We start from the raw sequence: 24,934 nt of genomic DNA, 5'->3' as shown, positions 1-24,934 counted from the left end.
TTTTTTAATTACAATAAAACCAATAATTCCATAACCCTTTGCCCTTTCCAAAAGTTTTCTATACTGAAACCACTACATTGAAAGCGTTTACTTTCCGCGATGCAGAAAGTACATGCCCGATAAAGCGAATGGAGGGGTCGAACATGGACGATACGAAACAACCGATACCGGTGGAGACGCCGATCAAAAAAAGCAGACGAAGATTTTCCATATTCAATATCCCGATTTTATGGTTTGCCATCTTTGCCGTTGTCGCGATTTTTGCGATGTACACGGATAACTTGCCGGCTGGCATGATTGGCGGATTGCTGATCATGATGGTGCTTGGCGAACTGCTTGGCTGGCTAGGCGACCACACGCCGATTGTCCGGACATTCCTCGGCGGCGGCGCGATTGTGGCGATTTTCGGATCGGCCTATATGGTATACAGCGGCCTTATGCCCGAGACGACCGTCACGCTGATTTCCGATTTCATGAAAGACAGTGATTTCCTGAACTTTTACATCGCTGCACTGATCACCGGCAGCATCCTCGGCATGGAATCGAAAATCCTGGTGAAAGCCGGATTGCGCTATGCATTGCCGCTGCTCGCGGCTGTTATCGGTGCCGTGTTGTTTGCGGCCCTTGCCGGCCAGCTCCTCGGCTTCAGCCTGCAGGATGCTGTTCTGGTTATCGCGATGCCGATCATGGGCGGCGGAATGGGGGCAGGCGCTGTTCCGATGTCGCAAGTGTATTCGGAAATGCTCGGCAACGAACCGGGCTATTATTTATCGATTCTTGTGCCAGCACTGGCACTCGGCAACGTATTCGCCATCATCCTGGCAAGCGTCTTGAATATTGTCGGCAATAAATTCCCTTCACTGACGGGGAATGGGCAATTGATCAGAGGTTTCCATTACGAGAAAAAAGAAGCACCCGAATACGATTTATCAAAAATGGGCATCGGTGTCATTGCCGCCATCTCGTTTTACATCTTGGGCAATGTGCTGGGCGATTTCATCCCGCTTCACCCCTACGCCATCATGATCATCCTGGTTGCCGGCTTTAAAGTGGCCAATGTGATGCCGGACATTATCATTGAAGGCGCCAGCCAGTGGTACGAATTTGTCGCCCGCAACTGGACTTACGCGCTGCTGGTCGGTATTGGAGTGGCATACACGGATTTGGCCGCCGTACTGAATGCCTTGAGCGTCCAATACGTATTGATCGTTCTTGCTGTCATCTTAGGTGCTGTCGCTGGTGCGGGCATCATCGGTAAGTTCATGGGCTTTTACCCGATCGAAGCCGCCATCACTGCGGGGCTGTGCATGGCGAATATGGGCGGGACCGGCGATGTCGCCGTGTTGTCCGCTGCCAGAAGAATGGAATTGATGCCTTTTGCGCAGATTTCATCCCGCCTTGGCGGCGCGCTGATCTTGCTATTGGCCAGCTTGTTCATCCCGTTCTTCATCTAAGGTAAAATAAACAGCTCGAAAACAGAAAACACATAAAGCCAGGATCGACAGCGATTATGCTGCAGATTCTGGCTTTTTTTATCCAAAGAATAGAAAAAGCACCCTACTCGGAAGTAAGGTGCTGCTTTACGGCGTCCAAATCACGGTTCACAACGTGTTCCTAAAAGGAGTATTTGTCCGTCTTACGTAAACGAGCTCATCGCGTCTTTAACAATAAGGCATGGCGTCGGCTGTGTCAATAAATATCGCTGCCGCCTCCTTCAATCTTTTTCTGTTTCTGCACGTTCATATCAAACTGACCCCTAAACTTTATCGCAAATTGATACTTTCCACTACGCCAGACCTCTGCTAATGTTAGCAGTAAATTTAAAACAAAAAGCAGCGGAACACCAGCGTCATGCGGTTCCCCAGCCTTTTAAGAAAAGGAAGGTTATGGCTATGCAAAAAACAGCTCCTGTAGCGTCTTATTCCAATAAGCGCACATTCAATCTCATTTTGACATCAATGTCCATTGCTCTCGTCTTCGTAGCTACATTATTATTGAACATCAAATTGCCGATCACGGCGAATGGTGGCTTGGTCCACCTCGGAACAGCGATGCTCTTCATCATCGCCCTCGTTTTCGGGCCTAAAAAAGCGGCGATTGCAGGCGCCGTCGGCATGGGCTTGTTCGATTTGGTATCCGGTTGGACGCTTTGGGCGCCGATCACCATCGTCGCGCGTGGTTTGCAGGGCTACCTGGTCGGCAAAATTGCCTGGTCGAATGGCCGCGCCGGCAACAGCGTCCGTTTCAACATCTTGGCGGCAATCGCCTCGATTCCGGTTATGCTGGCTGTCTATTATGTCGGTGAAGCAATCATCTACGGTAATTTCGTCGTGCCAGCCGCTTCGATTCCGGGCAATATCGTACAAAACGTCGTGGGTCTTTTGGTCGCGATTCCAGTGGCGATCGCATTGAAAAAAACGCCATTCTTCAAATCATAAGAACACCTGAAAAGCGTCTGGATTTTCCATCCTGGCGTTTTCTTTTTGCCCTGAATTTCTTTCCTCTCCAAAAACACCCATTGGTATAGGTGAAAAGGGATTCGTGAAACCCGCAACGAAGTAACTAGCATCAAGCAAAAGGAGGATGGACAATGGCAAGAGATTTTGACGTGTTAAGCGGCGCAGAACCGTATACAGTGGAAGGCAGTCGCACAGGAGTACTCGTTTCACATGGCTTTACAGGAACGGTGCAAAGCATGCGGCCGCTTGGCGAGGCTTTCGCCCGGGAAGGTTATACGGTTACGGTCCCGCGTCTGCAAGGGCACGGGACACATCACGAAGAGATGGAAGGCACGACTTATCAGGATTGGATCGCCTCGATTGAACAGGCTTACGCATGGCTAGCCGAAAGATGCGATACCATTTTCATGGCCGGTTTGTCGATGGGCGGCACGCTCGCGCTTTACATGGCGCAGCAGCATCCGGATATTCGCGCCATTTCCTTGATCAATGCGGCAGTGGACGTGCCTGCGATGAACGCGGTCCACGAAATGCAGGAAGATGTTCGTTTCCTCGACGCCATCGGCTCAGACATCAAAAAAGCGGGAATCGTGGAATTGGCTTATGATAAGACGCCGGTTGCCTCGGTCAAGCAGATCCTGGTGTTCATGGACATCGTGCGCGAAGACTTGCCGAAGGTTCAATGCCCGGCGCTGATTTTCGTGTCGCCAGAAGATCATGTGGTCCCGCCCAATAACGCGCAGATGATCTATGAAGGGATTGCTTCTGCAGAAAAAAACATCATCGAGATGCCAGACAGCTACCACGTTGCGACACTCGATAACGACCAGCAGCGCATTATCGAGGAGACGCTGGCATTTTTTAAAAAACACGAATAAGAGCCATTCAACTGCCTTAGGCCACCTTCGAATCGGTGCCGAAATCGGAGGTGGTTTTGCATGGAATGAAAAGCCAAAAAAAGCTGCCTGGCCTCCATGAGTTTGGAGGTCAGACAGCCTTATATGAGTTGCAATGAATTTATTGGAACACTTACGCTTTTTCGTTGACCAATGCCGCTTGTGCACCGGAAACTGGAGACGCAGTGACGTTCGTTTCGTTCAAGCCAAGCGATTTCGCCGTAGCCGCGTGGATTTCTTCGAACAGCGCCGGGTTTTCAGCAAGTGCTGTGCCGTATGAAGGAATCATTTCTTTGATCTTCGGCTCCCATTCCTGTTTGTGTTCAGGGAAGCATTTGTCGAAGATCTCAAGCATGGCGTGGACAGCCGTCGAAGCGCCTGGAGAAGCGCCGAGCAATGCAGCGATCGAACCGTCAGCGGCGCTGACGATCTCGGTGCCGAATTGCAGCGTGCCTTTGCCGCCCGCTTCGGTGTCTTTGATAACCTGAACACGCTGGCCTGCCACGACGACATCCCAGTCTTCAAGCTTCGCCGTCGGGATGAATTCGCGCAGTTCTTCGACGCGTTTTTCGTTCGACAGCATGACTTGCTGGACAAGGTATTTCGTCAATGACATTTCTTTCGCCCCTGCTGCAAGCATCGTGAAGACGTTGTTCGGTTTAACCGACCCGATCAAGTCCATGTTCGAACCTGTTTTCAGGAACTTCGGCGAGAAGCCGGCAAATGGCCCGAACAGCAAGGATTTCTTGTTGTCGATAAAGCGCGTGTCCAAATGCGGCACGGACATCGGCGGTGCGCCGACTTTCGCTTTGCCGTAGACTTTTGCGTGGTGCTGTTCGACGATTTCCGGGTTCGTGCAGACCAGGAACAGTCCGCTGACAGGGAATCCCCCGATGTGCCGGGATTCCGGAATTCCGGTTTTTTGCAGCAATGGCAAGCTTCCGCCGCCGCCGCCGATAAAGATGAATTTCGCTGTGTGGTACTCGATTTTATTGTCCGCCAGGTTCTGGACTTTGACTTCCCAAAGGCCTTCGCTCGTGCGTTTGATGTCTTTGACGCTGTGATTGTAATTGATCTCGACATTTTTTTGCTGCAGGTGGTCAAACAGCATTTCCGTCAGCGCGCCGAAATTGACGTCTGTTCCGGAGTCGATTTTGGTTGCAGCAATCGGTTCGTTCGATGTGCGCCCTTCCATGATCAACGGAATCCATTGCTTCAGTTTTTCAGGGTCGGCCGAGTATTCCATGCCTTTGAACAGCGGGTTCGTGGACAGCGCTTCAAAACGCTTCTCCAAGAAACGCACGTCTTTTTCCCCCTGCACCATGCTCATATGTGGAATCGGCATGATGAAGTCCTGCGGGTTGCTGATCCGCTTATTTTCTACCAAGTAGGACCAGAACTGTCTAGAAAGCTGGAATTGCTCGTTGATTTTGATCGCTTTGCTGATTTCCACAGAGCCATCCGGTTTTTCGGGTGTATAGTTAAGCTCGCACAGCGCCGCATGCCCCGTACCCGCATTATTCCACTCGTTGGAGCTTTCCGCCCCCGCTTTTTCGAGCTTCTCAAACACTTTGATTTCCCATTCCGGTGCCACTTCTTTAAGCATTGCGCCCAAAGTTGCGCTCATGACTCCCGCACCAATTAAGATAACATCTGTTTTTTCATGTCGGTTGCTCATTATACCCTTCCTTATCCCGTATATTTGCAGATCAAGATGTACGCCTTGCCGAGCTGTACAGCTCTTCTGCCTTTTTTTATAAGTTTATCATAATCCATATTGGCGATTTACATTAAATATCTGCTACCAACTTCCAATTATAAACTATTTAAAGCGCGTTATAAAGCGGAAAGCTTTATCGGCCTCTCCGTTAAATCCAATAAAAGAAAGGTCCTTATACGCACATAACCTGGCGCTTAAGAACCTTCCTTTTCTTTTTTCAACCTATGAATTGCGCACCCACGCCGCAATGCCTTCGATATCTTGCGGAGAGGTCCTGCAACAGCCGCCAATGACAGTTGCTCCCGCTTTATGCCAAACTTGGCTAAGGGAGCTGTAGCGCTGTTCAAGCGCCTCTCCGTCCCACGTCTTGCTCGCAGGATCGTAGGCTTCCCCGGAATTCGGATAAACGATGATAGGCTTCGCTGTCTCGCGTGCGATTTCCTTGATCAACGACTCGACAAACCCAGGCGCGGTGCAATTGATGCCGATTGCAGCCACCTGCTCCTGGCCATCCAAGTATCTGGCGCATTCCGCAGCCGTTTCCCCGTTGCTGATGTGGAGGGCGTCTTTCGCGCTGAAAGAAATCCACGCGTAGACGCCCGGAAATTCCGTCAGCACTTCCACAATCGCTTGCGCCTCCAGCAACGAAGGAATCGTCTCGCACGCTAAAATATCCGCACCCGCTTCAACCAGCAGCTCGATTCGGCTTCTGTGAAATTCCTTCAACTCCTCTTTGCCTACGCCGTAATCACCGCGGTATTCAGAGCCATCCGAAAGAAATGCACCATAGGGACCGACGGATGCGGCCACCAGCGGTTTCGGCCGGACCGATTGGCCGTCCAGCTCCACCCAAAATTCATCGCGCGCTTCTTGTGCCAGTCTCACCGATTTTGTGATCAAGTCCGCCGCCTCTTCCGCCGTCAGCCCTTTTTCTTTATAGCCTTCGATCGTTGCCTGGTAACTCGCCGTAATCGCGCAATCCGCGCCGGCTTGGAAATAATCGAGGTGGACTTTCTTGATCAATTCCGGATTTTCCATCAATACTTTCGCTGACCATAAACGGTCGTTTAAATTACAGCCGTAATTTTCAAGCTCCGTCGCCATTGCCCCGTCAAGTATGACGATAGGAAAGCTTTTCAAAATTTGTTCGATCGGGTTCATTCCAAAACATCCTCCCGTATTCAAAGTCGTTGATTCTTTTTATTTATTCCGGCTTGCTTTACTTAAAAACTGCTTTGTTCTTTCCGCTTTCGGCTGCGTGAAAAGCTGTTCGGGCGTTCCTTCTTCGACAATCACGCCGTCTTCCATGAAAATGACGCGGTCCGAGATTTCACGGGCGAACTGGAGCTCATGGGTCACGATGAACATTGTCTTCCCAGTCGCTGCTACGCTTCTGATCGTGGCCAACACTTCATCAACCAGCTCCGGGTCAAGTGAAGATGTCGGTTCATCGAACAATAAAACTTCCGGATTCAGCGCAAGCGCGCGGGCAATCCCGACTCGCTGCTGCTGGCCCCCCGATAATTGCGCCGGGTAATGGTTAAGCCGGTTCGTCAATCCGACCCGTTCGAGGATGTCGAGGCTCTTCTTCTTTGCTTCGTCCTTCTTCAATTGTTTGACGCTCGTAAGCCCGATCATGACATTGTCCAGCACGGTCAAATTTTTAAATAAATTATATTGCTGAAAAACCATACCGGTAGACGTCCGCAATGCGAAAACATCTGCCTTGCTTGCGGATTCAACGTCCACTCTTTTGCCGCCGATTTCCACGATTCCGCTCGTCGGCTGTTCCAGGAAATTGATGCAGCGCAGCAGCGTCGATTTCCCTGATCCGCTTGGCCCCAAAATCGAAACAATTTCGCCTTTGGAGACCTCGAGGTTGATCCCTTTCAGGACGTGCTGGCTGTCGTAGTATTTGTGGATGTTTTCTAACTTGATCATGCCGCAATCCCTCTTTCATATCTGCGCGCCCGCTTCTCTATTTTCACGAGCACCCGCTCCACGATGATGCAAAGAATCCAGTAGACAATGGATACCGCAATATACACTTCAAAAAATGCCAAGCCGCGTGAACCGAGAATTTTGGCTTGCCCCATGATGTCCACGACGCCGATGATGAACACAAGCGACGTGTCCTTGATCGTGCTGATGAACATATTCCCGAGGTTCGGTATCGCGACGGCCAGCGCTTGCGGGAAAATGATTTTCAGCATCATTGCCGTCGGGCTCATGCCGATCGCTTTCGCGGCTTCAAATTGGCCGCGGTCTACCGATTCGATGGCGGACCGGATCGTTTCGGATAAATACGCACCGAGGTTGACGGAAAATGCAAGCAGCGCATAGACTTCAGGCGCTATGCTATTGACGTCTGCCGATTGCAGCCAGCCGTATTCGATCTGCAAAAAGTAAATGATTTTCGGTATGCCGTAAAACACGAGGTAGATTTGAACGAGCAAAGGCGTTCCCCTGATAAACGAAACGTATATCGATGAAATTACGCTTAATACCGGAACTTTGTATATTTTGATCAATGCCGTAAACACGCCGATAAACAAACTCAAAACCAAGGAGCCGACCGCTATCCCGATCGTAATGGGCAGCCGGGAAACAATGGCAGGAAAACTTTCGATTAAAAAATTCAGATCCAGTAAATTCTCCATTTTCTCTTTCCTTCCACGAACCTATTCAGGAATATATTCTCCGCCAGTCCATTTGTTCGATAGTTTTGCTAAGGTGCCGTCCTGTTTCAGCTGCTCCAGGATCGGGTCTACCAATGCTTTCAACTCTTCGCCCTGTTCGCCATTTTTCAAGACAATGCCCATGTCGTCATTGACCAAGGGCTGGCCCACGATCTCGACGCCCAAATCGTTCTTTTCCAACACCGCATCGATCATAATCGGATCATTGACATAAGCATCCACACGGCCATTTTGGACATCCTGCAGAATTTCCGAAGGGTTGCCGCTTTCGCTGTATTTCAAATCGATCGGGGTTTTCGCTGTTTCGTTGTATTCCTCCAGCAGCAGCGTATACGAATCGCCCGCTAATGCGCCGACCGCCTTGCCTTCCAGATCTTCGACCGTTTGGATGTCTTCTCTTCCGGATTTCACGGCAATGACCGTTTCAGCGGCAAAATAAGACTCGTCAGTGAATAAGTATTTTGCCTGGCGTTCAGGCGTCTTCGCTACCTGGTCGGCGATTGCCTGGATTTTATTGGACTCCAAGGCAAGAAACATACTGTCCCACGGCACGGCGACAAACTCGAATTCGTAGCCATCCAATTTTTCATCAATCGCTTTGACCACTTCGATGTCGTATCCGGTCAATTCGTTGTTGTCGTCCGCAAAGGCGAACGGCGGGTAATCATTCTGCGTCCCCACCAAAATCACTTGGTCGCCCGTTGCACTTGTCGCTTCCTTCGATGAACAGCCGCCGAGTGTGCCTGCTGCTAATAAAAACAATGATACGAATAAATAATGATTTCTTTTCATGTTCAAGCCCCTTTTCTTTGTCTAAGTAGTGTTGCTCTTGCGGAACGCCCGTGTGATCTCCCTATTTTTAGATGCAAAAAAGCCTCTTTCAAATAGGAAAGAGGCTCGACCCATTTCTTATCTCTCAGAATGAAAAACACCCTGCAGGAATTAGCACCTCTCATAAAAATGATGGTTGCTGGACTTCACAGGGCCTGTCCCTCAGTCTCTCTTGATAAGTTATTTAGTTTTTTTACATATTAACGATAGTATTTGACATTGGCTCTCCTGTCAAACACATTTTTCATTTATTTTGAATTTACACTAATTTTTCTATAAAAATTCGAGATTTTTGATTCATAATCATATTTTGAAAGGCCTGTCCACCTCTTTAATGGCGCTCAGGAATCAGGAATATTGACGCCGCTTTTCTATTTTTGTTACTCTTCTACTAATCAACTGGAGCCAAACATTTCTGTTAACCTGTCTTTTCATGGGAAAACGGATTATGAACAGTTCCAGCTAAAACACAGGGAGGTTATCACTTGAAAGCAATTGTCATTGACCAATATGGAGATAAAGATGTGTTACAAGAAAGAGAAGTAGACCAACCTTCAATTCAAGAAAATCAAGTGTTATTGGAGATTCATGCAACCTCCATTAACCCGATCGATTGGAAAGTTCGTGCAGGGTATTTAACCGATATGCTGCCATTTGAATTTCCGATTATCCTCGGTTGGGATGCTGCAGGAATTATTGTGGAAAAAGGAAGCAACGTAACGAACTTTGAAGTAGGTGAGCGCGTCTTTACACGGCCAGCCACAACAAGACAGGGAACTTACGCTGAATATGCACCAGTGGATGAAAACTTGCTCGCTAAAATGCCCGCTTCAATGAGTTTCGAGGAAGCTGCGGCTATTCCCCTGGCAGGGCTCACTGCGTGGCAATGCCTGGTAGACTTTGCAGGCGTAAAGAAAGATGACAAGGTTCTTATTCATGCAGGAGCTGGCGGAGTTGGAACCTTTGCGATTCAGATCGCTAAATCACTCGGTGCTTATGTCACAACGACAGCAAGTGAAGAAAATGAAGAGTTTGTAAAATCCTTGGGTGCAGACCAAGTGATTAATTACAAAACGGAAGATTTCAGCCAAATTCTGCATGATTATGACTTTGTTCTGGATTCAATGGGCGGAGAAGTTCAGTCCAACAGCTATAAAGTTCTAAAACCAAAAGGCAAATTGGTTTCGATTGCAGCACCGCCAAATGAAGAAGAGGCGCAAAAGTATGAGGTTGAAGCAGGTTTCTTATGGCTTGATCCAAAAGGTGAACAACTGCAGAAGCTAGCTGATTTGTATGAGGCCGGAAAATTAAAAGCAGTGATTGGCGAAACTTTTGATTTTAATGAAAAATCGCTTCAAGCTGCACATGCTTTAAGTGAAACTCATCATGCTCGCGGAAAAATCGTTATTAAAGTTAAATAACGCCTTTGTTCTGCAAAATATAAAAAAACAGCGCCCTTCTCCATAAAGGGCACTGAAAATTCTCTTTTAAATCGACGGGAGACAGAATGGCAGTAAAGGCTGTCTTCTGTCTCTTTTTTGTGATTTGGTTATTGCTATAAGGAGTAGGCAATATCCCCGTACTATTAAAAAATCCTGGCCAGCGTGATGCTCCTGGCCAGGATTTTTGCTTATTTGTTTACAAGATCAAAACGGTCTGCGTTCATCACTTTGTTCCAAGCTTTGATGAAATCGCGAACGAATTTTTCTTTGCTGTCGTCTTGTGCGTATACTTCAGCGATGGCACGCAGGATCGCGTTTGAGCCGAATACCAAGTCGAAACGTGTTGCTGTGCGGACAACTTCTTCCGTACCGCGGTATCTGCCTTCGTATTTATTGAACTCTGCTGGCGTCCATTCGATGTTCATATCCAATAAGTTAACGAAGAAATCATTTGTCAGCACGCCGAGTTTGTCGGTCAGGATCCCTTCAGTAGCTCCTTGGTAATTGGCGCCGAATGCGCGCATGCCGCCGACTAATACAGTCATTTCCGGAGCTGTTAAGCCAAGCAAGCTCGCTTTATCAAGCAGCATTTCTTCTGGGCTTGTTGCGTATTCTTTCTTCTGGTAATTTCTGAAACCGTCTGAAATCGGCTCCAGCACTTTGAAGCTTTCTGCATCGGTTTGTTCTTCGAGTGCATCTCCACGGCCTTGCGTGAAAGGAACGGCAAGGTCGAAGCCAGCTGCTTTTATCGCTTGTTCAATTGCAGCGTTTCCTCCGAGCACGATCAAGTCAGCGATGCTGATTTTGTTGCCGGTTTCTGCTTGCAACTGCTCGTAGAAGGCAAGAACTTTCGCCAATTCTTCTGGCTCGTTTACTTCCCATTCGCGTTGAGGAGCAAATCGGATGCGTGCTCCGTTGGCACCGCCGCGCTTGTCTGAATTACGGAATGTGCTGGCAGAAGCCCAAGCTGTTTTGACCAATTGCTGCGGGTTCAGTCCGCTTTCAAGGATCTTCACTTTCAGCTCATCCAATTCCTTGTCTTTTACTGTGCCTGGTGCTTCCGGTACTGGATCTTGCCAGATCAATTCTTCGGATGGAACTTCTGGTCCCCAGTAACGCTCTTTTGGTCCCATGTCACGGTGGAGAAGCTTGAACCATGCGCGGGCAAAGGCATCTTGGAATTCTTCCATGTTTTCATAATAACGGCGGGAAATTTTTTCATAAGCCGGATCCATGCGCAACGCCATATCAGCCGTTGTCATCATCGTTTTTACTTTGATCGACGCATCTTCTGCATCCGGTGCCATATGGTCTTCCGGCAGATCTTTTGCCGTCCATTGGTAAGCGCCTGCAGGAGATTTCGTCAATTCCCACTCGTAGCCGAATAATTGCTCGTAATAGCCGTTATCCCATTGCGTCGGGTTGGCCGTCCATGCACCTTCGATACCGCTTGAAATCGTATCGCGGCCTTTTCCTGAACCGTACGAGCTCTTCCAGCCGAGGCCTAGGTTTTCCATGACAGCTGCTTCTGGATCGTCACTAACGTTGGAAGGATCTCCTGCGCCGTGGGCTTTGCCGAAAGTATGTCCGCCTGCGATCAACGCAACGGTCTCTTCGTCATTCATCCCCATGCGCGCGAATGTCTCGCGGATATCGACTGCACTTCCAAGAGGATCCGGCTTGCCGTTCGGACCTTCCGGATTAACGTAAATCAAGCCCATTTGTACGGCTGCCAACGGGTTTTCCAATTCGCGGTCCCCGGAATAACGATTATCCGCTAACCATTCTTTTTCATTGCCCCAATACACGTCTTCTTCCGGTGCCCAAATGTCTTCGCGCCCTGCAGCGAATCCGAAGGTTTTGAAGCCCATTGATTCCAGCGCCACGTTGCCCGTCAAGACAAGTAAATCAGCCCAAGAAATCTTGTTTCCGTATTTTTGCTTAATCGGCCACAGCAAACGGCGTGCTTTGTCCAAGTTTACGTTATCCGGCCAGCTGTTAAGCGGTGCAAAGCGCTGGTTTCCGGTCGAACCGCCTCCGCGGCCGTCCGTGTTCCGATACGTTCCTGCAGCATGCCATGACATACGGATGAACAAGCCGCCGTAATGGCCGTAATCTGCTGGCCACCAGTCTTGGCTGTCGGTCATCAAAGCGTGAAGATCTTGCTTCAATGCATCGTAATCCAATTTCTCGAATTCTGCTTTGTAATCAAAATCTTCACCTAGCGGATTCGATTTCTTATCATGCTGATGCAGAATGCCCACGTTGAGCATATTCGGCCACCAGTCTTTATTTTGGGTTTTGCCTGGTTTGTTCGAAGTTGTAATGGCACTGTCTCTGTGCCCGCCTGTTTGGTCGCTTGGCTGTCCGCCTCCTGCGCCCGTGATCGGACATTGTGCATCGGATGCAGCTGTGTGACGCTTTTGATCGTTGTTTTCCATCTGTTAAACCCTCCTAATGATAATGAAAATGGTGAACTTCTATCCTTAACATTACTGCTGGGTACTGCTACGGCAGATTATAATTCTTACATTAGAATTATACTAAAGTAGATATGGACTGAACAGCAATAAGGGTGCAAATGTGCGAAAGGATTTATTCTTTTTTGAGATTAATGAAAAAACTTCATAGCTTACATTAAAGAAGTAACTGTTTGAACTCCGCTTCGGACGCTTTGGACATGACTCCCGCAAAGAGCCGGGAAGAACACCCGTCTCATTGCTTCGTCCAGTCCTTAGCCGCGCCTTCGCTGGATAGGCTCTTGAGAAGTAAAAAAAATTATTCTGATCTGATATTTTGTAAATACGGAGCAAAACCGCAGAGAAAAACGTGCTGCTCACTTCGTTGCAAAAAATTGTCCTCGCAGACTTTCATTGACGACCTTAAACTATAAAGAAATGCTACTAAACACAAATGTGCATCAGTAGAAAGGATGTAGCGAAAATGGAAATTGAGAATTTGCTCGAAGTTAAGACGAAGCAAGAATTAAGAGATTGGCTTGAGAAAAATTCAACTACCGAAAAATGTTGTTGGGTAATCGTAAGTGTAACTGAACGACCAGGTGTCATTCAGTATTTAGATGCGGTGGAAGAAGCTTTGTGTTTTGGTTGGATTGATGGCATTGCAAAGAAAATATCAGCTGATGAATTGGCTCAAAGGCTTTCGCCGCGAAAGAAAACAAGCAATTGGACGGAATTGAATAAAGAACGCGTACGTAGATTAGTTCGATTGGGAATGATGAAAGAGGAAGGAATGAACATTCTCCCCGATATGCGGCCTGAATCTTTTATGATCGACAAGGATATTGAAATTCGTCTGAAAGAAGATAGCCACGTATATGAGAACTTCCTGAAATTTCCTGAACTGTACCGGAGGATCCGAATTGATACCATTCAAAGTTCTAGAAATGACGCTGCCACTTTCAATAAAAGGCTGGATAAGTTTATAAAAAACACAAGAGAAAATAAAATGTATGGCCAATGGAATGACAATGGCCGTTTGATTGATTATTGAAACAAGAGACCTTTCCACAAACAGAACCCCGGCTGTCCGCTTTAAGAAAAGGCGGGCAGCCGGGGTCTTGTTCATTTATAAAGAAGCGACTCTGTTTCGATGGTGACGACGCGTTTGGTTTCGGCGGCTTCCATGATGCCTATCACGACTTTCAGCGAGCGGAGGGCGTCTTCGCCTGTGACAATCGGCTCCTGGTCCAAGCGGATGGCGTCGATAAATGCGTCAATGACGCCGCTTTTTGTCTGGTTGTCGTTGGTTTGGATCGCTTCCAGCTGGTAATTGATTTTTTCGCCGGATTGCATGATGACTTGAAGCTGGTATTCGTCGTCGTGGTAGATTTTCATGATGCCTTTTTCGCAATAGACGATGGTGCTATTGTCTTCTTCTCCGTAATACGTCCAGGAGAAGGCGGCATTTCCGAGGCGCCCTTTTTCGGTCACTAGGCTGCACACGAGATTGTCGCAGACTTCGATCGCTTCGCCGTTCTCGTCCACTTTGTGCAGCGCGCCTTGGAACGCGCTGACTTGGACGATTTGATCGTCGAGCAAATAATGCAGCAAATCGATTTTGTGGATACCGAGATCGCCGCCGACGCCGAATCCGGACCGTTCTTTCTTGAAGAACCAGGTGGACTTGGTTTTATTGATGCCCCAGGCTTCCGGCCCTGAATGCCCGAATGCGGTGCGGAACGTCAGCACCTTACCGAGCTCGCCGCTGGCAATGATTTCGCGTGCTTTTTGGTGTGCACGCGTAAAACGCTGGTTGTGGTCGACCATCAGTTTTTTGCCGGAAGTTTTTTGGGCGGCCAGAATTTCTTGGGCGTATTCGACTGTCAGGGAAATCGGTTTTTCGCACAGCACGTGCTTTCCGCTCAATAATGCCTGGGTGGAGAATACATGGTGGTGCTCATTCGACGAACAATCGCTGATGGCGACGATGTCGGGATCGGCGTACAATTCCTCAACACTTTCTGCAACCATGCCGCCGAACATCGCCGCCATCGCTTCGGAACGGTCGAGGTTGCGGTCGTAAAAGACGATTTCATCGACATATGGATTCGCTGAATATTCCGGTGCGTGGCGCATTTTGGTGATGGACCCGCACCCGATAATGCCTACTTTGATGCCCATCGGATTTCCTCCTACTCTCTTTTTTGGAACACGACTGCAATGATGATGATCAAGCCTTTGACGAATCCTTGGAGATGGGGCGAAACGTTCATCAAGTTCATCATATTATTCAGGATACCCAAAATCAGGATGCCGAAAATCGTGCCGATGATTTTTCCGCGTCCGCCGGTCATGCGCGTGCCGCCGATGATGACGGCCGCAATGGCGTCGAGTTCGTATTGCGATCCTGAACTGGAAGACGAAATCGAATTCAGGCGCGACGTTTCAATGACCGCCGCGATGCCGACGAGCGTGCCGATCAAAGTATACACGCCGATTTTGATGCGGTCCACGCGGATCGCTGACAGCATTGCCGCTTTTTCGTTCGATCCCAGAGCATAGACGTACCTGCCGAAGCGAGTTTTATGCATCAAGACATAAATCAGCACCGCCATCACGAAGAAAATGATGACCGGAAAATCGAAGATCCATAAATTATTATTGGCGATTGCCGTAAAGCCGCTGACTTCACCGGAGACGCTGCCTCCTTCGGCGATGTAAAGTGCGATGGACCGCGCGCCTGCCATCATCCCGAGCGTGGCGATAAACGAAGCGATCCGCCCTTTTGCGACCATCAGGCCATTCAGGAATCCGGCGAATGAACCGACCAAGAGCGCTGTGAAAACGCCCACCAAAATGCTGCCGGATGCATTCAATGCCAACACGGAAATCACGCCGGCAAGCGCCAAGACAGAGCCGACCGATAAATCGATGCCACCAGACAGCATGACGACCGTCATGCCGAGTGCGATGATGCCGATGATCGAAACCTGCATCAAGATGTTCAATTGGTTATTGATATCGAGAAATCGGGGGTTCATTGCGGAAGCGCCGATGTAGATAATGACGAATGCGATAATGACACTGTATTCCGACCAGAGCCAGGTCAGCCGACTTTTCACGCTCGGCGATTCCGGACTGTATTCTTTTGTGTCGATGTTAGCCAATTTTCTCTCCCTCCCTTTTCGCTCCAGTGGCGTAGTGCATGATTTCCTCTTCGCTCGCTTCGTCGCCAGTGAAGCGCGCCGTGATTTCGCCATGGTACATGACGTGGATGCTATGGCAGATCCGCATCACTTCCGGGGCTTCCGATGACAGGATAATGATGGCTTTGCCGAGCTTCGCGAGCGTCAGGATCTGCTGGTAAATCTCCTGTTTCGCGCCGACATCGATTCCTTGCGTCGGATTGTCGAAAATCAGGATGTCCGTTTCCGCTTCGAGCCATTTCGCGATGATGACTTTCTGCTGGTTTCCGCCGCTTAATTTATCGATGGTGATGCGCGGATTATGCACTTTGATGTTCAATGCTTTTTTATACGTATTGAATTGCTCCTGCTCTTTTTTGTCTTGGATAAACCCCATGCGCTCGAAATTCCCCATCGACGACAAACTCATATTGTGGATCACACTGAGGTCTTTGATGATGGCATTTTCTTTGCGGTCTTTCGGCACATAGCCCATGCCCGCTTGCAGCGCTTTTCGCGGATGCGTGATGTGGACAGGTTTGCCTTTCACTTTCACGGTGCCCGTGTATTTTTTCCGGTAGCCGAACAAACTCTCGAAAAGCTCTGTCCGCCCATCGCCCGCAAGCCCGGTAAAGCCCACGATTTCGCCTTGCCGGACGGTAAAGTCGATGTGTTTGAATAAACCCGTGCTCGTCAACCCCTGCACTTCCAATGCCAGTTCGCCAAACTCGTGTTCATGCACGTACCGATCCTGTGAAATGGATTTCCCGACCATCAACTTGGTGATCACTTCCAGGTTCTCATTTTGCATGATATCCGTCTTCACCAGCTGGCCATCCCGTAAAACGGTGTAGCGGTCGCAGACCTCCTGGATTTCCTTTAATTTATGGGAAATGTAGATGATGGAAACGCCGGACTTTTTCAAGTTTTTCATCAAGATAAAAAGGCGGCTCACTTCATGTTCTGCAAGCGACGTTGTCGGTTCATCCATGATGATCAACTGCGATTTATGCAGCAAGGCTTTTGAAATCTCGATCAATTGCTTGTAAGAGGTCGCCAGGTTGCGCACATATTCTTTCGGATCGATGGAAACGCCCAGCTGCGCTAAAATTTCGTGGGTTTGGCGGCACATCTCTTCCACGTTCAAAAACCCGAATCTGGTGCGAATTTCTGAACCTAGAAACATGTTTTCATAGACTCTCAGGTCGCCGACCATATTCAGTTCCTGATGGATAAAGCTGATGCCTTGTGCCTGCGAAACGTGCGGATTCGCCAATTTGATTTCCTCGCCGCCGATCAAAATCTGTCCGCTGTCCGGCTGGTGGACGCCGCCCAAAATATTCATCAGCGTCGATTTTCCCGCCCCGTTCTCGCCTAGCAGCGCATGGATTTCGCCTCGTTCCACTTCCAGCGTCACCTTTTTCAAAACCGGTACGCCGTTGAAAGATTTTTCAATTCCGTTCATTGCCACAAAAGGATGCATTTCCATGTCTTACCCCCCTATAGGAAAAGAGGAAATGCAATGAAACCATCGCATTTCCTGGCAGTCCGTTTAAAATTTCGATTCCGGATCGTAATATTCTTCGACATTTTCTTTTGTCACTTGCGTCGCTTCTTTTACCACCATCGCTTCAGCCGGATCTTCGCCCTGGGCGATGCCTGCCGCGATGGTCACCGCATCTTCCACCATTGTCGGCGAATAAAGGAATGTCGCTTTCATCAGCCCGTCGTTTTGAATGTCTTCAAAGACGCCTTTGGCTCCGCCTGCACCTGTGACAAACTGGATATCCGTGCGGCCCGCTTCTTTGATGGCCTGCAAGACACCTAATGCCATGCCATCGTCTTGCGTGAAGACGGCATCGATTTCAGGGTTTGCCTGCAAAATGTTCTGCATGACTTCCAATGATTTCTCAGTTGAAAAGTCGCCGCTTTGGGAGGCTATGATTTCCATCCCCGGTGCCCCTTCTACAGCCTCTTTAAAACCAGCGCCGCGCTGTTCGGTCACCGAGCTTGGAGGGCCCGAAATTTCAACGATTTTCCCTTCGCCGTTCAATTGCTCCACGAAGTATTTGCCGGCATTGACGCCGATTCCTTCGTTATCCCCTTTGACGACGACCGTGGCCGCATCGTTTTCAAGTTCCCGGTCCACGATGACGAGCGGAATGCCGGCATCTTTTATCTTTTGGCCGACCGGCGTCAAAGCTGCAGATTCAATCGGCAGCATGACAATGACATCAACGCCCTGCGCGATTAAATCATCGACATCGTTTGCTTGTTTGTTCGGGTCTGCCGCATTGGTCATGACGTATTCAATGCCATCGCTTTCTTTTAAAGCCATCGCCTGTTTTTCAGCGCTGTCAATCAACGCCCCCATCCAGCCATGCGTTGCCGAAGGAAGGGAAATGCCGATCGTCACTTTTTCGTCTCCTCCTTCATCCGTTGACCCGGTCTCGCCGCCGCTTTCAGTATCGCTGCCGCACGCTGCCAAACCGAAAACTGTAATTAAAGACAATAGAATGAGCCATAATTTCTTCACTTTATCCACCCCTTCAAGTTTTTAAAATCCCTGCACACAATCTTTTTCTTCGCTAAGACCAGCGCGCTATCATCAATCCATTTGATCATAGAGCGCCGGCCTCAGCCGCCTTATCCGGTAGTCGATTCCCGTATGACCAATTCAAAGCCCAAGACGACGCTGTCCACGGCTTTTCCGCGGATCTTGTCGATCAGCATCCGCGCAGCGATGGTCCCCATCTTGTACATCGGCTGGGCGACTGTCGTCAGCGCCGGGTTCGTCATATTGGAGAAATCGATTTTATCGAAACCGACTACGGCAATATCTTGCGGCACCTGGAGCCCCGCTGCTTTGATTTCTTTCAAGGCCCCGATTGCCAATAAATCCGAGACGGCAAACACCGCTGTCGGGCGGTCGTCCAAATGGAGAATCTTTTTCATCGCCAATTGCCCTTGTTCAAAGCCCAACTCCTGTGTATACGAGATATAGTTTTTATTCAGCGGAATGCCGCTTTCCTGGAGTGCGCGTTCATATCCCATGCGCCGCTCGCGGGCGTAGAGGAATTTCTCGTCGGAATTCATCAGCGCGATTTTCTGATGGCCGATTTGGATCAAGTGCTTAACGGCACGGTAAGAAGCCTCTTCGCTGTCGATCGTGACGTAAGGGATATCCATGCCGCCGCCGTATTCGCTGCATTGGATGATGGCGTAGTTTTCAGCCAGTTCTTTCAAAGTCTCGACGTTGACAGCGGGATCCATCGAAATAATGCCATCCGCCATCTTTTTTCGCAGCAAGTCGAAATAGATTTCCTCTTTTTCCGGCTTCGAATCCGTTTCGCACAGCAATATGCTGTAATTCTGGCTTAATGCCATATTTTCAATCCCTTTGATGATCTCAAAATAAAACGGATTGGAAATAGTCGGGATCAACACCAGCACAATGCGGCTTTCGGAATTCCGCAAATTCCGCCCCAGCATGCTCGGTTCGTAATTTAAGTATTGGATCGCCTCCTCCACTTTCTGCTTGGTTTTTGCCGTTACTGTTGTTTGGCCATTGAGCACGCGGGACACGGTTGCCACTGAAACCCCTGCATGCTTAGCCACTTGTTGGATATTTGCCATATTCTTTCCTTCTTTCTGACTCGACACGCTCGTTTCAAAATGTAATCGATTACATTTTCATCATAAATTAATCAGAATTATCTGTCAATAAGTATTTTTTTATTCAAAATACGTTGATTTTAACGCATTATTTCTATATGTTAATAATGTAATGGTTTACATGACAGTATATTCAGAAATTAAGATGGGAGGGAATTTATTGAAACTGGGAGTTTTTACCGTATTGTTTTCCGATCGAAATTTTGAAGACATGCTGGCCTATGTCTCGTCAAAAGGCATCGAAGCAATCGAACTGGGCACTGGCGGCTATCCGGGCGACGCCCATTGCAAATTGGACGAATTGCTGGCTGACGAAGAAAAGCAGCAGGCGTTCCTGCGGCAAATCGAAGATGCCGGCTTGATCATCAGCGCGCTCAGCTGCCACGCCAATCCGCTTCATCCGCAAAAACAAATTGCGGACCCGGCGGATGAATTGCTCATCAAGACGATGCAATTGGCCTCGAAACTGAACGTGCCGGTCGTCAACACGTTTTCGGGCTGTCCGGGCGACCACGAGCACGCGCTTTATCCGAATTGGCCCGTCGCCGCGTGGCCGCACGATTTCCAGGAAGTCCTCAAATGGCAATGGGAAGAAAAGCTGATTCCTTACTGGAAAGATAAAAACAGCTTGGCCGAATCGCTCAATGTGAAAATCGGCTTGGAGCTGCATGGCGGGTTTTCCGTCCACACACCGGCGACGATGCTGCGGCTGCGCAAAGCATGCGGCCCATTTATCGGGGCCAATCTGGACCCGAGCCATATGTGGTGGCAAGGCATCGATCCGGTGGAAGCCATCAAAATTCTCGGCCGTGAAAATGCAATCCACCATTTCCACGCCAAAGACACCATCATTGACCAGGCCAATACGAACCGAAACGGCTTGACCGACATGACCGATTATTCCGAGATGAAAGACCGCGCCTGGTATTTCCGGACGGTCGGATTCGGCCATGATCAAAAAACCTGGGCCGACATCATCAGCACGCTGCGCCTCTACGGCTACGATTACGTCGTCAGCATCGAGCACGAAGACGGGTTGATGTCGATCAACGAAGGCTTCACCAAAGCGGTGGAGAATTTGAAGCCGGTGATGGTGAAGGAATCGGTTGGCGAGATATGGTGGACGTGATTCCATTTCCAACAAAAAACCTCATTCAGCTCCCTGCAACAGGGCTAAATGAGGTTTATTTCTTTTTGCTATTCCAGCTCTTCTTCTGCAAGCAGCTTGAATCCTTCAATCATCGTGTCTTCTTCCACTTCAATCAAAATGCAGCGCTTGCCGTTGTAATTGACTTCTTTGACGTAACGTAAGTCTTGCGGGCTGATCTTGATTTCCGCGACTTTCGTGCTGATTTTGATGGATTTTGAGGCATAGCTTGGTACGACATGGCTCGCTTTCATTTCGTAGCTCCGGTCTTCAACGACCTGCTGGAACGCCCGCTCCACTTTTTCGATGCTGACGTCTTTCACGCCGCTCGCCTTCAGCACACGCGTCACTTCCACCGTATCCAAAACCGGCGTTTCCACATCTTCCTTCTCCGCTTCTTTTTCCACTTCCAGCATGATGTTGATTTCATCATAAAGGCCGGCGAGCGTCCGCGAATTCACTTCGTCGCCGATGACGGCTTTGACGATTTCTTCAAACACGGCCTTATCTTCTTCGGCCGTCATGATTTCATTGCCGTTCAAGACATTTTCGATAAATTGGAAATCCGGTTTATTCGCTTTGCCCGAAGCATAGACGATGTGATGGATATCCGCGGCGTTGTCCGTGAAACTCGGGAACAGGAAGCCTCCGACAGGCGAAGCCAATTTAATGACCGGGTCGACCAGCACATTCGACTTGAATTCTTTTTCCACAAAATCAAACACCAACGAACTTTTCGGCAGCTCGGTCTCGTTCATGCTGCAAAGGATGAACGGCGTCGTGTACACCTCATCGCGCATATCGATTTCTGTTTCATCGGCCTGGCGCTTGGTCGTTTTAAAATAAGTCCCACGGATAAACGTGATGACCATGTCTTTTTCATACGGTTTCTCTTCCACCATTTTCAAAGCAATGCGCTGCATATTCGTTTTCCATTCAGCTGCGTCCTCTGCCTCCAGTCCTTCATACAAGAGCCGCTGCGTATGGTCCGCCTGCCCTTCTTCCTGCGGCTGGAACTTCACCTCAAACAGCTTCACGTCCATTTTGCCGCCCAGCACCTTCTTGAAATTGGCAAGGAACAGCTCCTGCTGCTCGCGGTCCAGCATCGAAAACGAGCGGCCCTCTTCATGGAAGATTTCACTGCTTTCCTTCTGGATGTAGACGTTGTAAATTTCAGCGATCTTCAATAAATCCGTATCCAGCTTAAACCGTTTGCGAATATCTGCAATATCTTTATTGTTCATTTATAATTCCAACTCCCTGATTAAAAATCCGTGGTGCACACAAAAAAAGAGCATCCAAAGCTGTATTCAGCTTTTGGTGCCCTTTTAGTATAACAAGATTTCGGATGAAACAGACATCACGATACAGAAAACAACGAAGTGGCCCGTTTAAGGCTTTGCCGCGTGCAATCGCCGATGAAGCTCATGCACTTGCTCCGCCAGTTCGGGCACGGGGCCAGCCACTTCTGCATCCACGAGGACATCTCCAATGGCCAGATTTCGGACTCGCGCAGGCGGTGCGCCCAATTCTCTCATCCATCCCGATAATTGCTCCGACGAACTGGCATAGACAATCCGGCCAAGACCAACCCAGCCGTGCGCCGCCGCACACATCGGGCAATGCTCGCCCGATGTATAAACCGTCGCCTTGCTTCTCTCTTCCGGTGACAGGTTATTTGCTGCCCAGCGCGCAATCGCAAACTCGGGATGCTGCGTATGGTCACCTCCCGCCACATGGTTATGGTCTTCAAACAGCACTTCGCCGGCAGCTGATACCAGCACGGACCCGAATGGCTCGTCGCCTTTGTCCAAAGCGATTTCCGCTAATTCCACACAACGCTGTAAATACTTTAAATCCGTTTCTCCGATCATTTTAAGCCCTCCTTAAAAAGTTATCATTGGATTTTTGTGGTTCAATGGAGTCCTGTGTAAGGAGCCTTATGCACGTTGATGCAATAAAAAAATGGATTCCCCATTTTCCTCATCCACCTGCGCAAACCCCAATTTCTCCAGCAGCTGAACCGACGCAATATTTTCCGGCGCCGCTCCGGCCATAATCTTAAAGTCGCCTTGCTGCTGTATCCAGTGGATCATTGCCTGGGTTATTTCATAGGCATAACCCTGCCTTTTAAAGGATGGGCTGACGGTATAGCCAATCCAGAAAGTGTCAGCTTCTCTTTTAATGAAAACATCCCCGATGAGCACTTCATCATCTTTCCTGATGATCGCAAACTGCGCGCCGCTGTCCACAGCCGCTTTCTTCAAAAGGATCTCTTCGTATTCCTCCCGCGATAAGCCTTTAAAGAATTGAAATTTCATCCATTCTGGATTGTTGCGGTAGGAGATAAAATCATTCAGATCGCTTTCGGCAAACCGTCTTGTGTAGCATCTTTCGGATTCGAAGATTACTTTCATTTCATCGTTTATCATGGATTCTTCCCTCGCCCTCTTCATTCACCAATGATTATTGAGCTACCTTTATCGTCTGAATTTCCTTTTGAACAGTATTTATTGATATTATGGCATCTTTGGATGGTTGAGCCAATTTAGTAGGCTGGTATTGACGTTTCTCTCTCGAACTTGCTGTGCCAAATTCACTTGCCGCATTTCAGAGCGATGCTGAACACGCACAAAAAGGAGCATCCATCGCTTTAATAAGCTTTAGATGCTCCTTTAGTATACCAATTGTTGAAAAAGAAGAAGAAATCGATCTTCACCAGACAAAGAGATGCACCACTGCAAAGCTTTGTTCAGTTGTTCTCTTTATTTATTGTAATTCATATCGAACCAGCCATTGCTGATCGTTTGTTTATACCAATAATAGCTATCTTTTTTCGTCCGTTCCAATGTGTTGAAATCAACGTGGATGATGCCGAAACGCTTGTCATAGCCTTCTGCCCATTCAAAATTGTCCAGTAGCGACCACGTCAGGTATCCTTTGATATTGACGCCGTAATCCATGCTGCGCTTCAAAGAAGTCAGGTGCTGTTTCAAGTATTCGATTCTGCGCTGGTCGCGCACTCTGCCATTTTCCACTTCATCGTTATAGCAAGCGCCGTTTTCGGTGATGTAGATTGGAACCGAGCCGTATTTATCCTTGATTTTCGCCAATACGCGGTAGAAACCTTCCGGGTAGATGAACCAATCGAAATCGGTTTTTTCATAGCCGATGTCAATGCGCTCCATATCGAACAAATCTGCATCTTTTTTGTATCGGCCGACGCCGCCCGTGTAATAATTGATGCCCAAAAAGTCGATCGGCTGGCTGATGATATCCATGTCGCCTTCTTCAATATGCAACACAGCGCCTTTCTGCTCAAACCACTCCACCATAAATGCAGGGTAGCTGCCTTTAAAGACCGGATCGAAAAACCAGTCCATCAAAAAGCCCATGCTCCGGTTGCATGCATCCACATCTTCTTGCTTGTTGCTGAAAGGCTCCAGCCATTCCACGTTCGGCGCATAGCCGATGCCGCCTTCCATGTTCAATGCCCGGAACCGGCTGACGGCCTTGCCGTGTGCCAGCAGGACATGATGGGAAATATCCGTTGCCAGCTGCAAATCCGTATTGCCGGGTGCATGGATGCCGATAAAGTTCGACAAGAACGATACGCACCAAGGCTCATTGATCGTAATCCAGCTTTTGACTTTGCCGCCGAATTCCTTGAACATCAGCTCTGCATAATCTGCAAAAGCATCGACTGTTGCCCGATTAGCCCAGCCGCCCTTATCCTGCAGCGCTTGCGGCAAATCCCAGTGGTATAGCGTGCACATCGGCTCAATGCCATTTGCCAGCAGCGCATCCACGAAATCGTGGTAAAACTTCAATCCTTTTTCATTCACTTCACCCGTACCCGTTGGAAAAATGCGCGGCCATGAAACCGAAAAACGGTATGTATCAATGCCCAATTCTTTCATCAATTGAATGTCTTCTTCATAGCGGTGGTAGCTATCGATCGCCACATCCCCGTTATCGCCATTCAACACCTTGCCCGGTGTATGTGAAAACGTGTCCCAAATTGACGGGCCCTTGCCATCTTTGAAAGCAGCACCTTCTATCTGATAAGCAGCCGTTGCAGCTCCCCATTTCATATCCTTCGGAAATTCCATAATCGCCATTCCTCATACCTCCACTAACCATAATTTACGAATCAATTCGTTACTTTTTACTTAATATTAATTTGGAGCAAAGAAGCAGTATATTCATATTCGCTTCGGACGCTTTGGGCATGGCTCTCGCCATGAGCCGAGAAGAGCACTCGTCTCATAGCTTCGCCTAGCCCCTGGACGCGCCTCCGCTGAGAGATCTCTCGATATGGAGTAAAACCGAGGAGACGCCTGCAAGAGAACTCTGCTCCTGCAGCGCTATGCGCTTCGTCGCAAAGAATTGCCCTCGCAGGCTTCGGTCAACTCTTG

At 48.8% G+C, this 24,934-nt stretch carries 21 protein-coding genes and 1 riboswitch; of the genes, 6 read left to right on the top strand and 15 right to left on the bottom strand.

Translation table 11 applies throughout. From position 1 onward, the window contains the following. Positions 1-143: 143 nt before the first annotated feature. The 3 genes from EGV91_RS00945 (at position 144) to EGV91_RS00935 (ending at position 3,337) form a co-directional block, all read left to right on the top strand. Complete coding sequence (locus EGV91_RS00945; protein WP_135500303.1) at positions 144-1,454, top strand: 2-hydroxycarboxylate transporter family protein; 1,311 nt, start codon at positions 144-146, stop codon at positions 1,452-1,454. 438 nt (positions 1,455-1,892) lie between these two features. Then, entirely contained in the window at positions 1,893-2,438 is a 546-nt protein-coding gene (locus EGV91_RS00940; protein ID WP_135500302.1) for an ECF transporter S component, read from the top strand. Positions 2,439-2,590: 152 nt separating this feature from the next. Then, entirely contained in the window at positions 2,591-3,337 is a 747-nt protein-coding gene (locus tag EGV91_RS00935) for an alpha/beta hydrolase (RefSeq protein WP_135500301.1), read from the top strand. 151 nt (positions 3,338-3,488) lie between these two features. Here EGV91_RS00935 and EGV91_RS00930 read toward each other — a convergent pair whose 3' ends face one another. From EGV91_RS00930 to EGV91_RS00910, 5 genes are all read right to left on the bottom strand, one after another. Continuing rightward, positions 3,489-5,033 (bottom strand): malate:quinone oxidoreductase, encoded by a 1,545-nt coding sequence (locus EGV91_RS00930; RefSeq protein WP_135500300.1) that lies wholly within the window; start codon positions 5,031-5,033, stop codon positions 3,489-3,491. 264 nt (positions 5,034-5,297) lie between these two features. Next, a complete protein-coding gene (gene mmuM / locus EGV91_RS00925; RefSeq protein WP_135500299.1) occupies positions 5,298-6,236 on the bottom strand; it encodes a homocysteine S-methyltransferase in 939 nt (312 codons plus the stop codon). 39 nt (positions 6,237-6,275) lie between these two features. Next, complete coding sequence (locus EGV91_RS00920) at positions 6,276-7,016, bottom strand: amino acid ABC transporter ATP-binding protein (RefSeq protein ID WP_135500298.1); 741 nt, start codon at positions 7,014-7,016, stop codon at positions 6,276-6,278. Next, positions 7,013-7,735, bottom strand: a complete 723-nt coding sequence (locus EGV91_RS00915; RefSeq protein WP_135500297.1) for an amino acid ABC transporter permease — start codon at positions 7,733-7,735, stop codon at positions 7,013-7,015. Before EGV91_RS00915 ends, EGV91_RS00920 begins: the two co-directional genes overlap by 4 nt. Positions 7,736-7,756: 21 nt before the next feature. Continuing rightward, the gene (locus EGV91_RS00910; RefSeq protein ID WP_135500296.1) at positions 7,757-8,566 is read right to left on the bottom strand and encodes a transporter substrate-binding domain-containing protein; all 810 of its coding nucleotides are present in this window, start codon (positions 8,564-8,566) and stop codon (positions 7,757-7,759) included. A gap of 114 nt (positions 8,567-8,680) precedes the next feature. After that, positions 8,681-8,787, bottom strand: a riboswitch (SAM riboswitch). A gap of 303 nt (positions 8,788-9,090) precedes the next feature. On the opposite strand from EGV91_RS00910, the gene EGV91_RS00905 reads away from it, so the two are divergent. Further along, positions 9,091-10,026: an NADP-dependent oxidoreductase gene (locus tag EGV91_RS00905; RefSeq protein ID WP_135500295.1), complete on the top strand. Its 936-nt coding sequence runs from the start codon at positions 9,091-9,093 to the stop codon at positions 10,024-10,026. Between the two features lie 209 nt (positions 10,027-10,235). Here EGV91_RS00905 and katG read toward each other — a convergent pair whose 3' ends face one another. Next, positions 10,236-12,488 carry a catalase/peroxidase HPI gene (gene katG / locus EGV91_RS00900; RefSeq protein WP_135500294.1) on the bottom strand — a complete coding sequence of 751 codons (2,253 nt, stop codon included), beginning with the start codon at positions 12,486-12,488 and terminating at the stop codon, positions 10,236-10,238. A 502-nt stretch (positions 12,489-12,990) separates the two neighbouring features. Here katG and EGV91_RS00895 point away from each other — a divergent pair. Next, positions 12,991-13,560 (top strand): YdeI/OmpD-associated family protein, encoded by a 570-nt coding sequence (locus EGV91_RS00895; protein ID WP_135500293.1) that lies wholly within the window; start codon positions 12,991-12,993, stop codon positions 13,558-13,560. A gap of 71 nt (positions 13,561-13,631) precedes the next feature. Here EGV91_RS00895 and EGV91_RS00890 read toward each other — a convergent pair whose 3' ends face one another. The 5 genes from EGV91_RS00890 to EGV91_RS00870 form a co-directional block, all read right to left on the bottom strand. Beyond that, on the bottom strand, positions 13,632-14,690 hold the full coding sequence (locus EGV91_RS00890) for a Gfo/Idh/MocA family protein (RefSeq protein WP_135500292.1): 1,059 nt from the start codon (positions 14,688-14,690) through the stop codon (positions 13,632-13,634). An 11-nt stretch (positions 14,691-14,701) separates the two neighbouring features. Then, positions 14,702-15,676, bottom strand: a complete 975-nt coding sequence (locus EGV91_RS00885) for an ABC transporter permease (RefSeq protein ID WP_241666078.1) — start codon at positions 15,674-15,676, stop codon at positions 14,702-14,704. Then, complete coding sequence (locus tag EGV91_RS00880) at positions 15,669-17,183, bottom strand: sugar ABC transporter ATP-binding protein (protein ID WP_135500290.1); 1,515 nt, start codon at positions 17,181-17,183, stop codon at positions 15,669-15,671. Before EGV91_RS00880 ends, EGV91_RS00885 begins: the two co-directional genes overlap by 8 nt. A 63-nt stretch (positions 17,184-17,246) precedes the next feature. Next, the gene (locus EGV91_RS00875) at positions 17,247-18,230 is read right to left on the bottom strand and encodes a substrate-binding domain-containing protein (protein WP_135500289.1); all 984 of its coding nucleotides are present in this window, start codon (positions 18,228-18,230) and stop codon (positions 17,247-17,249) included. 110 nt (positions 18,231-18,340) lie between these two features. Further along, on the bottom strand, positions 18,341-19,330 hold the full coding sequence (locus EGV91_RS00870) for a LacI family DNA-binding transcriptional regulator (RefSeq protein WP_135500288.1): 990 nt from the start codon (positions 19,328-19,330) through the stop codon (positions 18,341-18,343). Positions 19,331-19,529: 199 nt separating this feature from the next. Here EGV91_RS00870 and EGV91_RS00865 point away from each other — a divergent pair, with 199 nt between their 5' ends. Then, positions 19,530-20,498: a sugar phosphate isomerase/epimerase family protein gene (locus EGV91_RS00865; protein WP_135500287.1), complete on the top strand. Its 969-nt coding sequence runs from the start codon at positions 19,530-19,532 to the stop codon at positions 20,496-20,498. A 68-nt stretch (positions 20,499-20,566) separates the two neighbouring features. Here the strand turns inward: EGV91_RS00865 and EGV91_RS00860 are convergent, their stop codons facing one another. The 4 genes from EGV91_RS00860 to EGV91_RS00845 form a co-directional block, all read right to left on the bottom strand. Next, complete coding sequence (locus tag EGV91_RS00860) at positions 20,567-21,760, bottom strand: DUF4317 domain-containing protein (protein ID WP_135500286.1); 1,194 nt, start codon at positions 21,758-21,760, stop codon at positions 20,567-20,569. A gap of 147 nt (positions 21,761-21,907) precedes the next feature. Then, the gene (locus EGV91_RS00855; protein WP_135500285.1) at positions 21,908-22,390 is read right to left on the bottom strand and encodes a nucleoside deaminase; all 483 of its coding nucleotides are present in this window, start codon (positions 22,388-22,390) and stop codon (positions 21,908-21,910) included. A gap of 66 nt (positions 22,391-22,456) precedes the next feature. After that, complete coding sequence (locus EGV91_RS00850) at positions 22,457-22,948, bottom strand: GNAT family N-acetyltransferase (RefSeq protein ID WP_158290552.1); 492 nt, start codon at positions 22,946-22,948, stop codon at positions 22,457-22,459. A gap of 333 nt (positions 22,949-23,281) precedes the next feature. Continuing rightward, the gene (locus EGV91_RS00845) at positions 23,282-24,637 is read right to left on the bottom strand and encodes a GH1 family beta-glucosidase (protein WP_135500283.1); all 1,356 of its coding nucleotides are present in this window, start codon (positions 24,635-24,637) and stop codon (positions 23,282-23,284) included. Positions 24,638-24,934 lie beyond the last annotated feature (297 nt).

The organism is Planococcus koreensis (assembly GCF_004761975.1).
In the GTDB taxonomy this organism is placed as follows: domain Bacteria; phylum Bacillota; class Bacilli; order Bacillales_A; family Planococcaceae; genus Planococcus; species Planococcus koreensis.
Note: the sequence above shows the minus strand (reverse complement) of the source record. Positions and strands in the feature narration are given on the sequence as shown.